The sequence below is a fragment of the Bacillus paranthracis genome, assembly GCF_024296885.1.
Lineage (GTDB): Bacteria > Bacillota > Bacilli > Bacillales > Bacillaceae_G > Bacillus_A > Bacillus_A paranthracis.
In genome coordinates this window covers 1,739,285-1,752,391 of record NZ_CP101135.1, presented here as the reverse complement: position 1 = coordinate 1,752,391, position 13,107 = coordinate 1,739,285, and the positions used below count along the sequence as shown (strand labels likewise).

The 13,107-nt window shown below is 31.7% G+C and carries 12 protein-coding genes; 4 read left to right on the top strand and 8 right to left on the bottom strand.

From position 1 onward, the window contains the following. Window positions 1-12: 12 nt before the first annotated feature. The 8 genes from NLJ82_RS08990 to NLJ82_RS08955 all read right to left on the bottom strand — a co-directional run bounded on the left by NLJ82_RS08990 (window position 13) and on the right by NLJ82_RS08955 (window position 9,864). Window positions 13-666, bottom strand: coding sequence for a response regulator transcription factor (locus tag NLJ82_RS08990; RefSeq protein WP_000616900.1), 654 nt, complete (start codon window positions 664-666; stop codon window positions 13-15). A gap of 31 nt (window positions 667-697) precedes the next feature. Next, the gene (locus tag NLJ82_RS08985; RefSeq protein WP_000385071.1) at window positions 698-2,521 is read right to left on the bottom strand and encodes a sensor histidine kinase; all 1,824 of its coding nucleotides are present in this window, start codon (window positions 2,519-2,521) and stop codon (window positions 698-700) included. A gap of 921 nt (window positions 2,522-3,442) precedes the next feature. Next, window positions 3,443-4,654, bottom strand: coding sequence for a cardiolipin synthase (gene cls / locus NLJ82_RS08980; RefSeq protein WP_000591916.1), 1,212 nt, complete (start codon window positions 4,652-4,654; stop codon window positions 3,443-3,445). Between the two features lie 110 nt (window positions 4,655-4,764). Then, on the bottom strand, window positions 4,765-5,910 hold the full coding sequence (locus NLJ82_RS08975; RefSeq protein WP_000651873.1) for an ABC transporter permease: 1,146 nt from the start codon (window positions 5,908-5,910) through the stop codon (window positions 4,765-4,767). A gap of 1 nt (window position 5,911) precedes the next feature. Continuing rightward, window positions 5,912-7,021, bottom strand: coding sequence for an ABC transporter permease (locus NLJ82_RS08970; RefSeq protein ID WP_001020170.1), 1,110 nt, complete (start codon window positions 7,019-7,021; stop codon window positions 5,912-5,914). Between the two features lie 37 nt (window positions 7,022-7,058). Next, window positions 7,059-7,997 carry an ABC transporter ATP-binding protein gene (locus NLJ82_RS08965; RefSeq protein ID WP_001093819.1) on the bottom strand — a complete coding sequence of 313 codons (939 nt, stop codon included), beginning with the start codon at window positions 7,995-7,997 and terminating at the stop codon, window positions 7,059-7,061. Between the two features lie 123 nt (window positions 7,998-8,120). Then, window positions 8,121-9,221, bottom strand: coding sequence for a sensor histidine kinase (locus tag NLJ82_RS08960; RefSeq protein WP_000397649.1), 1,101 nt, complete (start codon window positions 9,219-9,221; stop codon window positions 8,121-8,123). 4 nt (window positions 9,222-9,225) lie between these two features. Continuing rightward, complete coding sequence (locus NLJ82_RS08955) at window positions 9,226-9,864, bottom strand: response regulator transcription factor (RefSeq protein ID WP_000694106.1); 639 nt, start codon at window positions 9,862-9,864, stop codon at window positions 9,226-9,228. A gap of 283 nt (window positions 9,865-10,147) precedes the next feature. On the opposite strand from NLJ82_RS08955, the gene NLJ82_RS08950 reads away from it, so the two are divergent. Genes NLJ82_RS08950 through exsE form a run of 4 tightly spaced genes read left to right on the top strand, consistent with a single transcriptional unit; the run spans window position 10,148 to window position 13,092 of the window. Continuing rightward, entirely contained in the window at window positions 10,148-10,630 is a 483-nt protein-coding gene (locus tag NLJ82_RS08950; RefSeq protein WP_001195469.1) for an RNA polymerase sigma factor, read from the top strand. Next, a complete protein-coding gene (locus NLJ82_RS08945) occupies window positions 10,627-11,070 on the top strand; it encodes a hypothetical protein (protein WP_000972367.1) in 444 nt (147 codons plus the stop codon). Before NLJ82_RS08950 ends, NLJ82_RS08945 begins: the two co-directional genes overlap by 4 nt. After that, the gene (locus NLJ82_RS08940) at window positions 11,063-12,133 is read left to right on the top strand and encodes a hypothetical protein (protein ID WP_001039090.1); all 1,071 of its coding nucleotides are present in this window, start codon (window positions 11,063-11,065) and stop codon (window positions 12,131-12,133) included. The genes NLJ82_RS08945 and NLJ82_RS08940 overlap by 8 nt, the downstream gene beginning before the upstream one ends. Further along, window positions 12,130-13,092 (top strand): exosporium protein ExsE, encoded by a 963-nt coding sequence (gene exsE, locus NLJ82_RS08935; protein ID WP_001261392.1) that lies wholly within the window; start codon window positions 12,130-12,132, stop codon window positions 13,090-13,092. Before NLJ82_RS08940 ends, exsE begins: the two co-directional genes overlap by 4 nt. The last annotated feature ends 15 nt before the right edge of the window (window positions 13,093-13,107 follow it).

The window sequence follows — 13,107 nt, the reverse complement described above, 5'->3', positions numbered from 1 at the left end:
GTGGCGACATATTCACAAGTCAAATTTTGAAATTATCCCAATCTTTTTTGCAGCTTTTACAGCTTCAACTCGGGAATACACACCCAATTTATTGAATATTTCTGTTATCGTGTATTCAATTGACCTTTGACTTAAATTCAATGTAGAAGCTATACATTTATTTGTCATCCCTTTTTCTATATAGGATAAAACTTCGATTTCTCGATGATTCATCGATATAGGAACTACTCCATTTTTATTAATGTTGATATGTGAATAACGTTCTTGGATACGTAATTGTTTAAACAACTCATATGGAATAACAATCTCTTTTCTCATGATACTTTCAATGGCATTAATTATTGATTCTTGAGAAGCTGTTTTACTTATTATCCCCATCACTCCAGTTTCAATAAGCAAGTTAAAATGCGGTTCAATATCAAACCCAGTATATATAATTATTCTTGCATTAGGATCCTCTTTTAAAATTTTTTTTGATATCTCTAACCCATTTAAATTGGGCATATATAAATCTACCATATATACATCATATTTTTTATTACTCAAATGTGTTTGAAGTTTTTCACTGTAAAACAATACATCGGCTTGTATATTCTCTTGCTCTATTAATACTTTTGTTCCCATACCAACAGCTAGGTGATCATCTATAATCAGTACTTGAATCATTATATTATTCTCACCTTCTCTATCATTTGTACTATTTATATACACTATCCTTGTTAAATTTAATCTTTATGCGTACACCACTACCATGAGTGCTATCTATCGAAACAGAACCGTGTAATCCCCTTACTCTAGCAATAACTCCCGGTATACCTATGGTTGATCTCAAATCTCCTACTTGTTTCCCAATCCCCATGCCAATCCCGTCATCAACATAATATAAGCAAAGGTAATTGTTTTGCTCAAATAGCCTTAATTTTACTACTGTAGCTTGTGAATGTTTTATCGCATTATTTAATAACTCTTGTGTAACTCTATATATACAATGACTGATTTCTGAATTATATATACGCAACTCTTTCTCAATTTTATAATCTAACAAGAAATTTGCTTCTCGATTAATCTTTTTGATTAAATTTAATAACGCTTTTTCTAATCCTAATTCTTCTAAAAATGGAGGTCTGAGATTATTACATGTTTCTCGTGTTATATATATATGATCTATTATTTGTTCACGTATTTGCCGTAAGGTCACTTTAAATTCTTCATTAGTCTCTTTTTTTTCACGTACCTCTATTTTTCTATATAAGCGTAATTGATCTTGTAGAATGCCATCATGTATATCTCTTGACAAATTTTCACGTTCTTTTTCAGCAATCATAAAGGAAAATCGCGCATACTCTGCTGGATAATTAGTATCAAAATTTACATGTTCTAGACTCTTTGCCAGTATTTCTATTTTCCGTAAACATTCAAATTGAAGGTTCGCATAGTTAGCAAGGGTCTCCAGCCATACAATTTCATCGATATTAAATTTTTTTCCCTTTGCTAATAGTACGACACGGTAGTCTGGTAATATAGCAATTACTATTACAGAATACCCTTCTATGTAAATGATAGAACCAATACCATAACTATTCCAATTAAATTTATGTAATTTGGATAAAGAAATACTTTGTTCTTTTTCAAAAAAACTTATTTTATTACTCATATTATTGACTGAAATACATATAGGATTCGTAACGCTCAGAACATCTTTCACTTCTCTTTTGATAAACTTTATTATTTTTTTTACTTCATACTCTTTCTTTGTCTGATGCATAAAACGATTTAAGCTATTTGTATAATTTTTTTTATGATTATATAAAATTTTGCGAAAGGTAAAATCTAAATAGTCTTTCAAATAAAGTGCTATTAATATACTAATATATATAAGAATATTGAATTGAATAACTTCTAGTAAACTCTCTCTTCTTTTTTCAAAAATAATTAAGTTAATTATAAATAAAACACCAGAAATTCCAAAAGAAATCAATAAATAGTATTGTAATCGATTTATAATTAAGTCAAAATCAAATTTTTTTAAAATTAATATATACAGGGAGTATACGGGGATAAAAATGAAGCATACTGCTGATAGTTCAAAGGTAATTAACTCTTTATCTAAAATTAAATTTGGTATAATAAATAAAACTATACGGGTAAATATCGTTGGAGATATTATATGATACATTCTTTGTTTATCACCTTTTTCATATGAAACTCGGTATTTAAGTAGGTTATTCCTATGCATTATATCAATAGTATCTATTTTTTCAACTCTCAAAAAGGTCTTTAATCTTATATTTTTATTTAGTTCTTTATTGTTAACCTTTCTAACAATGCCTCCTACCTGTATTCCGTTTTTTGCAGTCAAAGTATTTTCATAAATATATGTAGTATAATAAATTGAATTTGATTTTTTAACTTCAATACCCGTGAATGAATACCGAAAAATGGTACTTACAAAATAAGATAAAAGAACAAGAGATAAAATTAATAGTAACAGCCCATTTATATATTCTTTCAAATAATCCATTACAGATTCACCTATTTTAGTCCAAAAAAATATTTTTCAGCTGAATTATATCTAACATAATGAGAGAGAATAAAAGAATCATAGAATTCATAATTAAATACCAACTCCTTTTCATAAAATTAAAATATATTATGAACATTTTTCTTTTTAATAGAAAGAAAAATGACGATTTTCTACCATGTTTATTTCAACTATTTTAAAATTATTAATTATCTAATTAAAAAAAATCTCAATTCGTTGAAGGAAAGCATTTGAATTATCATTTGTTAGGTGAAATTAAAGGAATACCATATACATAATATTTATATTGAGTGAAAATCCGGTTAATAATACACTTGCACTACTGATTTATCCACTACTGGCATTTTATAACATCCTTTCATCTTCCTGTATCTAACCGCCTCGCTTTTTGTGAACATTCTTTTTTTAAGACTTTTAGTTTTTAAATACGATAATAAACCTCTAGCTTTTTCTTTCTCCATTTAAGTTTTTTTAATATAGACAAATATTTAGAATTTTAGAATTGCGGAATGCTTAAATTTTCTGTTCATTGCGATACACTCAATTTTTTATTAATTCATTCACTAATGATTTTCAAAAATAATAGCTGAGCCAGCGATTTTAATAATTAAATATTAGCTTCAGAAATTTGGTTATAAATCTTTTATTTACTAGTACATTCATACTATATTCTCATTTATTTTTATTTCGTTTATACAGATATTTATACATTTTTATTATATAGTATGGATATTTTTTAAAAGTTAAATTATTGTTTGTTTACGATGAAATTTCTGTAAATATCCCCTTATTTTGAATACACAAAAAAACTATGAGGATTAATCTTCATAGTTTTTAATTAATGTGTTATGAAAGATCGTAAAGACTGAAAGAAAATAAACTCCCATTCTCCATTAACCATCACAAATAAAAATCAATCCATCCCGCAAATTTCTCCTTACAACGCTCCCAAAATGATAACTTCTCAAAAAATTCTTTCGTCATTTCTTTTGAATCATGAAAATCCTCCGTTAATGCCTCATTAACTTGTCCTACAATTGAACCACCATGAATATACAAGTTTATTTCATCATTTATATTGAAGCTACGCGAAGTAAAGTTTGTTGTGCCAATAACGGTTAATTCATTATCAATAAGCATTAATTTTCCATGGAACATTCCTTTTTTATACCCATATACAGTAATCCCATTATTAACAGCTTGACGTATATATGGATACGCTGCTTCTTTTATAAGAGGTAAATCTGGTTTATATGACCAAAGTATTTTCACTGTAACACCACGCTTTTGTGCTGCGATTAAAGCATTCATGCATTCTTTATTTTTCGGTATAAAATACGGCGTTGCAATTACAATTGAGTGCTGAGCTTGTTTTATTAGCTCTATATATTTTTCAGCAACGTAATGCCCATTGTAACTGACCATAGTATGCAATGTATTCCCTTTACTAGCCTTATTCGTACTCCTCTTTATATCTTCTTTCGTATCTCGTTTCCAATCTAAAGCAAATTGTTCCTCTAAATCTTTTGCTCCTTCCCCTTTAAGGCGCACATGATAGTCACGCCAATATCCAAAATGCTTATCTTTACCTAAATACTCATCTCCTATATTAAAACCACCTGTATAGCCAATCTCCCCATCAATTGTCGTAATACGGCGATGATTACGATGGTGAAGTGAATAAAATCCGAATGGCAATTCAGGTTTTCTACTATACGTAAAATGCACACCACTTTCCCGCAATTCATTTATCATCTTTCCTTCAAATGATAAATCATTAATGCGATCAACTGATAAATAGACGTTTACTCCTTCTTTTGCCTTCTCTTTTAATAAACTTAAAAAAGTATGGCTACTTTTATCATCCGACAAAATAAAAAAATATGTATAAATAGATTGCTTCGCTTCTCTTATATCAGCAAATAGCTGTTTATAAAACGACTTCCCTTCTACATATAATTGAAAATCACTATAGTGAGGGGCATACTCTGTCGGCATATTTTTGCCAGCTTCCATTTTCCTTCCTAAGGTAACGTCAATATGCATCCAAATTAAAATAAAAACGAAAATAGCAATAATAATAGAAGTAACTCGCAATATTTTTTTAATCATTTTAATTTCCTTCCGCTCGTTTTCTTTCCTCCTTTCTATTTTGTCATTCAAATTTAGATTTCATGCTTTATACAAAAAAGGATGTGACTTTACATCACACCCTTTTTGTATTAAACAAAGTTTCTCGCATCATTATTTCTTCCAAATTTATAAATGGCAATTAAGAAGAACGCAATCGCAAAAGCGAATAAAATTAATATGTTTAAATACAACTCAGAGAACGGAATTCCTTGTTGTAATTTTGCTATCGTATCTAATAACCAACGCTGCGGAAGAAAATTAGCTACTTTTTGTACTGCATTTGGCATAATGTCGTACGGGAAATAACATCCAGCAAGCAAACATGTTGGTACTATCACTAAATTTTGCATTGCATTTGAAGCAGCTGAACTTTTTGAAAAAGACACAATGACTAATGATAAACCAATTGCAATTAAAGCGAATATCATAAGCACACCAATCATTACTATGAAAGGCATATTAATATTTGTATGAAAAACATTCGTCAGAAATAGTACTGCAATGACAATTTGCAATGTTAATATCATCATATTTACTGCCACATTGGACAATATAAATTTCTTTCCGTCAATTGGTGTTGATAATAATCTAAAATACGTTCTATTCTCTTTTTCTTTTAAAATAAATCCTGATAAGTTCACTGCTGAAAACAGCATAAACATAATAAGATAACCCATCGTTTGATTTGTCATATCTTTATTTTTCGAAGTATCTTCTAGCGTCTCCGTTTTCATTTTAAATGAACTTTTTTGATATCCTGCGTACATCTTATCAAATGCACTTTGATCTGTTCCTGCTACTTTACTAATAGCTGCTACATTATCAATATAATTGTATAAATATGATTTTATAAATCCTGTTACTTGATCACCTTTAATCGATGCAATTTCAATATGATCTGGTTTCCCTTCTCGAACGCTTTTTGAAAAACCAGAAGCTAATGTAATAACTCCATCAAGTTTTTTAGAAGTGAGTTTATCTTCTATTTCAGACTCCTTAACCTTACTCACATTCACATGATTTAATCCTTCTAAAAACTTTATCGTATCGTTTGCTATCGGCTCATTTTCTTTATTTACAATCCCGATATTTAACGTTCCTTGCCCTGCATTTCCGTATATCGAAAAAGAGATGAGCGTCCCGATTATTGGCAAACTAATAATAATCAATAACCCTTTTTTATTTTTCAAAAGTACAGATAACGTTTTTTGTATGAGCCATAAAATATCTTTCATACTATAGCCCCTCCCGTCTACGTAATGCAATAATTGCAATTAATAAAAAGAGTGCTGATATTCCAATATTTAAAGAAATGACTGGTAGTGCTGCCCCTACATCATTCGCATAAATAATTTTCATAACAGCTGTGTTTGCCCACGTTAATGGTGATAAATTCGTAACGAAATTTTCTTCTATTACGAAATATGCACCGCCAAAAATAGAAGCTAATTGCACTACCACCATAATAATTGCTCTAGACGATTCAGGTGTTTTTGTAATATATCCAATCCCTAAACCGAAGCTAATAGCTAGAAAGATTTCTGTTAATAAAATAAGAAATATGATTCCAAGGTGATCTCCCCAATTCGCTTGAAAGACAAATTTACTAAATAACATAACGAGTAATATGCACAGGGCATTTGCTACTAGACTACCAAGCACTTTCCCAATGAAGATTTCAGCCTTACTTATAGGTGCAGCAATAAGGCGATCTCCTGTTTTACGTATTCGTTCGCCTCGAATTAGAAAACTTGCTCCCATCGCAGCATACAGCGCAATCATCGTCGTCATTACAACCGCATAGTAATCCATAGAACCCGGTTTATTCGCAGCTTGTAAAGATGTTTCTTTTATATAATCATTATGATTTCCATTTGAAATAACTGCGCTCACCTTACTAGGATCAACTTTTGCAACTTCGGCTGCTACATTGTACTTATCAACAAATGTTGTAAGCATACCTTCCACAATACTTCCCTCAATACTACTTTTGTCACTTCCGTAAGTTTTTGCACCATCTTTATTTAATTCTACATAAGCAGCATATTTATTTTGCTTCACTGCTTCCTTCCCATCTATACCTTCAGAAGCTTTTTTAAAATGAATCCCCGATTTATTAACTTCTTTCGCAAATGCTTCAAATGCTTGAGAAAACGTGCTACTCGCTTCATCTTTATATAGCACCCGTATATCTTTAATTGAATGACTATCACTATTAAACGCATTACTTAATGCTGTACCTAACACAAGCATAAGCACAATCGGAAAAGCTAACATAAAAACTAAAGTTCTTACGTCTCTGAAATCTCTTTTCATATGCATAATTGCAATATTGAAGATGTTCAATTGATGAACCTCCCTTTACCTTTTCTTCATTTACTCTTTATTTATCTCGTAAGTTTCTTCCAGTTAACGTAAGGAATACCGTTTCTAAGTTAGGAGCCTGCTCCTCTAACGAACGGATTTCAATGTCATGATTGATGAAGTGCTGAACAATTTTATTTAAATTATTTAATCCTGCATCAGAATTTACTTTAATTACGTTCTCTTCAATTTGAACAGCTTTCACACCGTTTATCTCTTTTAATTTTTCTACATCTAAATTCTCTACCGATTTCACTTCAATCCAAATATCTTTCGTATCAGTAATAATCGCTTTTAACTGCTCTTTCGTTCCTTCTGCAATCACTTTACCGTGATCTACTATCGCTATTTTCGTACAAATCTCTTCTACCTCTTCCATATAGTGACTCGTATAAATAATCGTACTTCCCATTTCGTTTAATTTCCGAACAGACTGCAGGATATAATTTCTTGACTGTGGATCAATTCCAACTGTCGGCTCATCCATAATAATTAACTTCGGTCTATGAGCAATTGCACAAGCGATATTCAGTCTTCGCTTCATCCCGCCTGAAAAGTTTTTCGGATAGCTTTTCTGTTTATCACTAAGTCCTACAAATTGAAGAGCTTCCTCGACCCTAGCTTTTAATTCAGCTCCCCGTAATCCGTACAATCCAGCAAAGAATTTCACATTTTCATAAGCTGTTAACTCTTCATAAATTGCAATATCTTGGGGAACAATACCGATATTCATCTTCGCAAATCGATTGTGTTTCTTTATATTTTTTCCTAGTATGCTAATTTCACCTTCATTACTTCTTAACAAACCAGCAATCATGTTGATTGTCGTACTCTTACCAGCACCATTCGATCCTAAAAAGCCAAATATTTCTCCTTCTTTAATAGATAAAGACATATTATCAACTGCGATGAAATCACCAAATTTTTTCGTTAAATTTTTAATTTCTAAAGTATTCATCGTTTCACCCCTATTTCGGTTTCTCTGCTTTTAGTATAAACAAAAAGAATGAACCTGCTCAGTGCAGAAGTTCATTCTTTTCACATGAGATTATTCACTTTTTTCATATGAGATGATTCATCCTCATATCGGCAGCAACATTGTTACTGAAAAACCACTTGTTCCATCTACAATAATTTTACCATTTACAGACGCCGTTCGTTCCTCCATCCCCATAATCCCGAGACCTTTTTTAACAAGTACTGCACCTTTTCCATTATCCTTCACTTGCACTTTCACCATCTTGTTAAGTACATGAATATCGATTGAAATGACTGTCGCATCAGCATATTTCATCGCATTTGTTAATGCCTCCGTAACATTTTCACCGATAATCTTCCACTGAATCGGCGAAATCATATCTAAATTCCCTTTATATACGAAAGGAATATTTATATCATGCTTACCGGCAAATTCCTCTATGAATAATTTCATACGATGAATGCCAATTTGCTCAGTTGGTGGCTTCATATTTTTTAATGTAATCCGAATGCTTTCAATACCATCTTTTGAAATATGAATTGCATTTTGTAATAACTCGGCAGATTTTTCTTTATCTATCCCCATTAATCTCTTTGCTGCTTCCATTTGAATGAGTGCCCCTGTCATCGAGTGGCCAATTTTATCATGAATTTCCTGTGATAACCGGTTTCTCTCTTCTAACTTAAATGTGTACTCTGATTGTCTTATATACTCTTTATTTTCATTTAAGCTTTTCGTCAGCCGCTGCATATCTTTTCGCATCTGATCATTTTGTGATTCAAGCTTTAATACGCGCGATATATACCGTTCTGCCATAGTTAATACGAGAAAGGAAAATGCAACAATTAATCCATATGTCATTCTAATACTTTCATTTGTAAAGATAATAGGAATCATCATAATGATAAAGAGTTGCCATCTCTTCTCTATATAACGGAATATAATTTCATATAAGTTCAGTGGTAAAAACAAAATAAAGAACGAATGAATCTTCCATGTAAATAACATAACTAAGCCAATTGAAATAAAAGTTAATATGTTTTTGTACGTATTTTTTTTACATATAGAAATTAGCACGTTTACAGAAAGATATAAAAGCAAAGTAAGTATAATCCATGGTAAGTTCGCAACATTTAAATACATGTAACTAAACACAATATATATAAAGACAATTAATTTACTTACAATTAACCAAAATTCCATATCTTTAATCTACTTTCCCTGTTAAATAATAAATCGCGATTTGTGTACGATGTTCCAGTCCAGTTTTCCCTAAAACTGACGTAATATAATTTGCAATTGTTCCTTCTGATATGAAAAGTTGCTTCGAGATTTCTTTATTCGAAAAGCCTTTTGCAATTAATGCGATAATACTCAGCTCTCTTTCAGTAAAAAGACTTTTATCTATTTTACATTCTTCCTCTTTACTTTCCATTAAATTAGACTTAATTTTATCGAGAACTACATCTTGCATAACGGTTTGGCCGTTATATACTCCTTTTATCGCATCACGAATACGCTCTGGATCATTATTTTTCAATAAATAACCTTTCGCCCCATTCTTCACTGCGTCCAAAATATATTCATCATCATCGAACGTCGTTAAAATAAGCGGCTTCGTTTTCGTCTCTTCACAAATGAATTTCGTCGCCTCTACCCCATTCATGTTCGGCATACGAACATCTAAAAGAGCGATATCAACGTCGTTCTTTTTGCAATATTCCACTGCTTCTTTCCCATCATTTACTGTATCTACTACTTCGAACTCTTCATATGTATTTAAAATAATTTTCATACCTTCTCTTATAAAAGAGTTATCATCTGCTATTAATATTTTAATTTTCATGTTTGTTAGTATGGATCTTCCCCTACTAACATTCACATCCTTTCTTCCCGTAACATTTCTTACTTGCTCATTATATACTTCTCTTTACCATTTTTTCACACCTTTTTTCATCTAGCCCCCTTCCTAAAAATATATTATTCTTTTTTTACAACATGTGTAGGGTGACTTATCATTCTTTACGTCTATATAATAGAATGCGTCAAAAAGGAGGGAGAGACCCATTGAGGAAAAACAATTAATTGAAAAAGCACAGCAAGGAAGCGAACATGCTTTTCGTATCCTTGTGCAAACATATCGTCATTATATTTTTCAAGTTATCTTTTCTATTTTAAGACATGAAGAAGATGCGAAAGATGTTACACAAGAAGTATTCGTAAAAATTCACGCCTCTCTCCCAAATTATCAATTTCGCGGATTAAAAACGTGGATGGCGCGTATTGCCACCAATCACGCTATTGATTATAAGAGAAAGAAAGCTAGAGAAAACGAAGAGCTCTCCTTATGTAAAGAAACCGAAGAAAATATAAAATCCTCTCATAATATTGAGGCTTTATTATTGACGAAAGAGCAAAAATTACTCATTGCTCAAAAACTGAGAGAACTTCCCGATAATTACCGTGACGTCGTTCTCGCACATTACTTAGAAGAAAAAAGCTATCAAGAAATTGCTTTACAGGAAAACATCGAAGTGAAAACAGTCGAAATGAAACTGTATCGGGCAAGAAAATGGATTAAAAAACATTGGAAGGAGGAAGAGTTTCTATGATGCATTATTCAAAAGAAGATTGGCGCAATTATACATTAAATGTTATAGAAAGCAATGAACGTGAATCTATGGAAGAACATCTTTATGAATGTGATCATTGTTTAGCACTTTATATGGAAAGTATTGATGAACAACAGGAAAACCTTCCAATGATAAATGATGATTCATTTACCAACGAAGTTATGACGCAAATTAATTTTGAAACGCTACAACCTAATGAAAATATAAAAACAAACTCACTAAAGCGCACCATCGTTCACTACATAATTGCGACTGCGGCTACAATTATTTTTATGGTAAGTGGTTTATTCCAATATATTTTCACAGCGACATCAAATTTCGAGAAATCTTCAAAACATAACGAGTCTTCTATCTCACAACAAATTGTAAACAAATCGGTAGACACATCCAAAAAGGACGGAGGTTCAAAGCATGAATAAAAATCCCTTTTTAGCACTTGTATTAGGGCTAATTCCCGGGCTTGGACATTTATATTTAAAGAAATTTGGACGGTTTATTTTATATAGCGGGGGAGCTTTATTTCTATTTATCTTCACAGTATTTTGTACAGTAGAATTAGGAGAGCGCACCATGGCTTTTCTTTCCCTATTTTTACTAGCTGTTCTATGGGTAATTAACTTACTAGATTTAGTTATCACCATTATAAACCAAACGAAAAAACAAGAAGCTGGAGAATTAACAGAGTCCTCTAAAGAGAGCGAACGATTTTATATCATTCTTCTATCAATCATCCCTGGACTTGGACATTTTCAATTAGGGCTTATGCAACGTGGACTTACATTTTTAGTAGCTTGCACAGGGATCGGAAGTATGATTATTTTCGTTGCGCTTTTAACATCGCAAGAAAGTTTCCTTATCTTCCTTATTACATTACCTGTTTTATGGATATACAATTTCTTCGATGTTGTTCAGCAACTCCAGAAAAAAGAACGTGGCGAGCAACTAGATGATCGTACTATTTTCGAAGAGTTTGAAGAGCATCGTGAACAAGGAAAGAAGAATAAAACATTTGCTTCTATTTTAGCGATGTTCCCCGGAGCAGGACATATGTATTTAGGCTTACAGCGCCGTGGTCTTCAGCTTATGGCAGCCTTTTTACTTTCAATATATTTACTCGACTTATTAAGACTTTCAGCGTTTTTATTTTTAGTACCCATCATTTGGTTCTATAGCTTTTTTGACGCTTTACAACAAACTGCAAAATATGGAAAAGAACGTGTAAATGATGAACCTATCATTGATTATTTTATCAATCATCAAAGGTGGATCGGTATTGGATTAATTACACTCGGTGGTTATTATTTATTAGATCAAACAGTCCTTCCTATTTTGAATGATTACTTCGCAACTATATTTAACATTCATCTTAGCGAGCTGTATTATCGCTATTTCCAAACATCTATCGTTGCACTCCTCTTAATTGGTGGCGGCTTTAAATTGTTACTTGGAAATAAAGAAAATAAAGGTGGTACGAAAGAATGAGAACATGGCGCGTTGGAACATTTTCAATGGGGCTTTCTATTATTGCATTAGGATGCTTTTTACTATTTTCAGTTATAAAAGGTACTGAGGTATTAGATTCCTTAACAGCATGGTGGCCTGTTTTACTTATTATACTTGGCGTGGAAATTTTACTTTACCTACTATTTTCTAAGAAGGAACATTCATTTATTAAATATGATATTTTTAGTATTTTCTTTATCGGTGTTTTAGGAAGTGTTGGCATTGCTTTTTACTGTTTATTATCAACTGGATTGCTAGAAGAAGTTCGCTACGCCATTCATACAACTAGACAAACGAACACGATTCCAGAAAGCAAACTTAGCATTCCTGAATCTATCAATAAAATTGTCGTAGATGCAGGTACAGACAACCATCCTCTAACGATAGACGGAAGAAACTCAAATGAAGTTAGCCTTCTTGGAACATACGAAATGACAACAAAAGGAAATGAAAAACCAAATTTAAAACAAGAAGATTTTCTTTCAGTTCAAACGACCGGAGAAACAATGTATATAACATTAAAGTCGTTACCGTTTCATCAAAGACTGTTTGGTCATGAACCACGCGTAAAGCCGACACTTGTACTACCGCAAACGAAACATGTAGAAATTCGTGCTTCTAATCGCGATCTTTCTCTTTATCCAGGTCAATTACAAAACAATTGGTTTGTACAAGAAAGCTCAGGTGTATCTGTTCATTTAATAAAAGAAAGTGACATTTCTCTAACAGCAGTAACAAACCAAAAAGAAGCTATCGGAAATACACCTTGGGAACAAGTAGAAGATTTAACGAAAAAAGAAAATAATTCTTCAGAAGAAAATCCAGAATCCAACGGGCAAGAACATTGGTATAAAAATTCGATTAAAACCGGGAATGGAACGTACAAATTAAACATTGAGAAAGCTTACAATTTAAATATGAGCGTTATTGAAAAATAAAAAAACCTTCCGCAA

Excerpts from the sequence above, each read along its gene's own strand:
- NLJ82_RS08960 (WP_000397649.1), bottom strand. The coding sequence starts at position 9,221 with ATGGAATTTTGGTTAATTGTAAGTAAATTAATTGTCTTTATATATATT.
- NLJ82_RS08985 (WP_000385071.1), bottom strand. The coding sequence starts at position 2,521 with ATGGATTATTTGAAAGAATATATAAATGGGCTGTTACTATTAATTTTA.
- NLJ82_RS08940 (WP_001039090.1), top strand. The coding sequence starts at position 11,063 with ATGAATAAAAATCCCTTTTTAGCACTTGTATTAGGGCTAATTCCCGGG.
- cls (WP_000591916.1), bottom strand. The coding sequence starts at position 4,654 with ATGATTAAAAAAATATTGCGAGTTACTTCTATTATTATTGCTATTTTC.
- NLJ82_RS08945 (WP_000972367.1), top strand. The coding sequence starts at position 10,627 with ATGATGCATTATTCAAAAGAAGATTGGCGCAATTATACATTAAATGTT.
- NLJ82_RS08990 (WP_000616900.1), bottom strand. The coding sequence starts at position 666 with ATGATTCAAGTACTGATTATAGATGATCACCTAGCTGTTGGTATGGGA.
- exsE (WP_001261392.1), top strand. The coding sequence starts at position 12,130 with ATGAGAACATGGCGCGTTGGAACATTTTCAATGGGGCTTTCTATTATT.
- NLJ82_RS08975 (WP_000651873.1), bottom strand. The coding sequence starts at position 5,910 with ATGAAAGATATTTTATGGCTCATACAAAAAACGTTATCTGTACTTTTG.
- NLJ82_RS08955 (WP_000694106.1), bottom strand. The coding sequence starts at position 9,864 with ATGAAAATTAAAATATTAATAGCAGATGATAACTCTTTTATAAGAGAA.
- NLJ82_RS08965 (WP_001093819.1), bottom strand. The coding sequence starts at position 7,997 with ATGAATACTTTAGAAATTAAAAATTTAACGAAAAAATTTGGTGATTTC.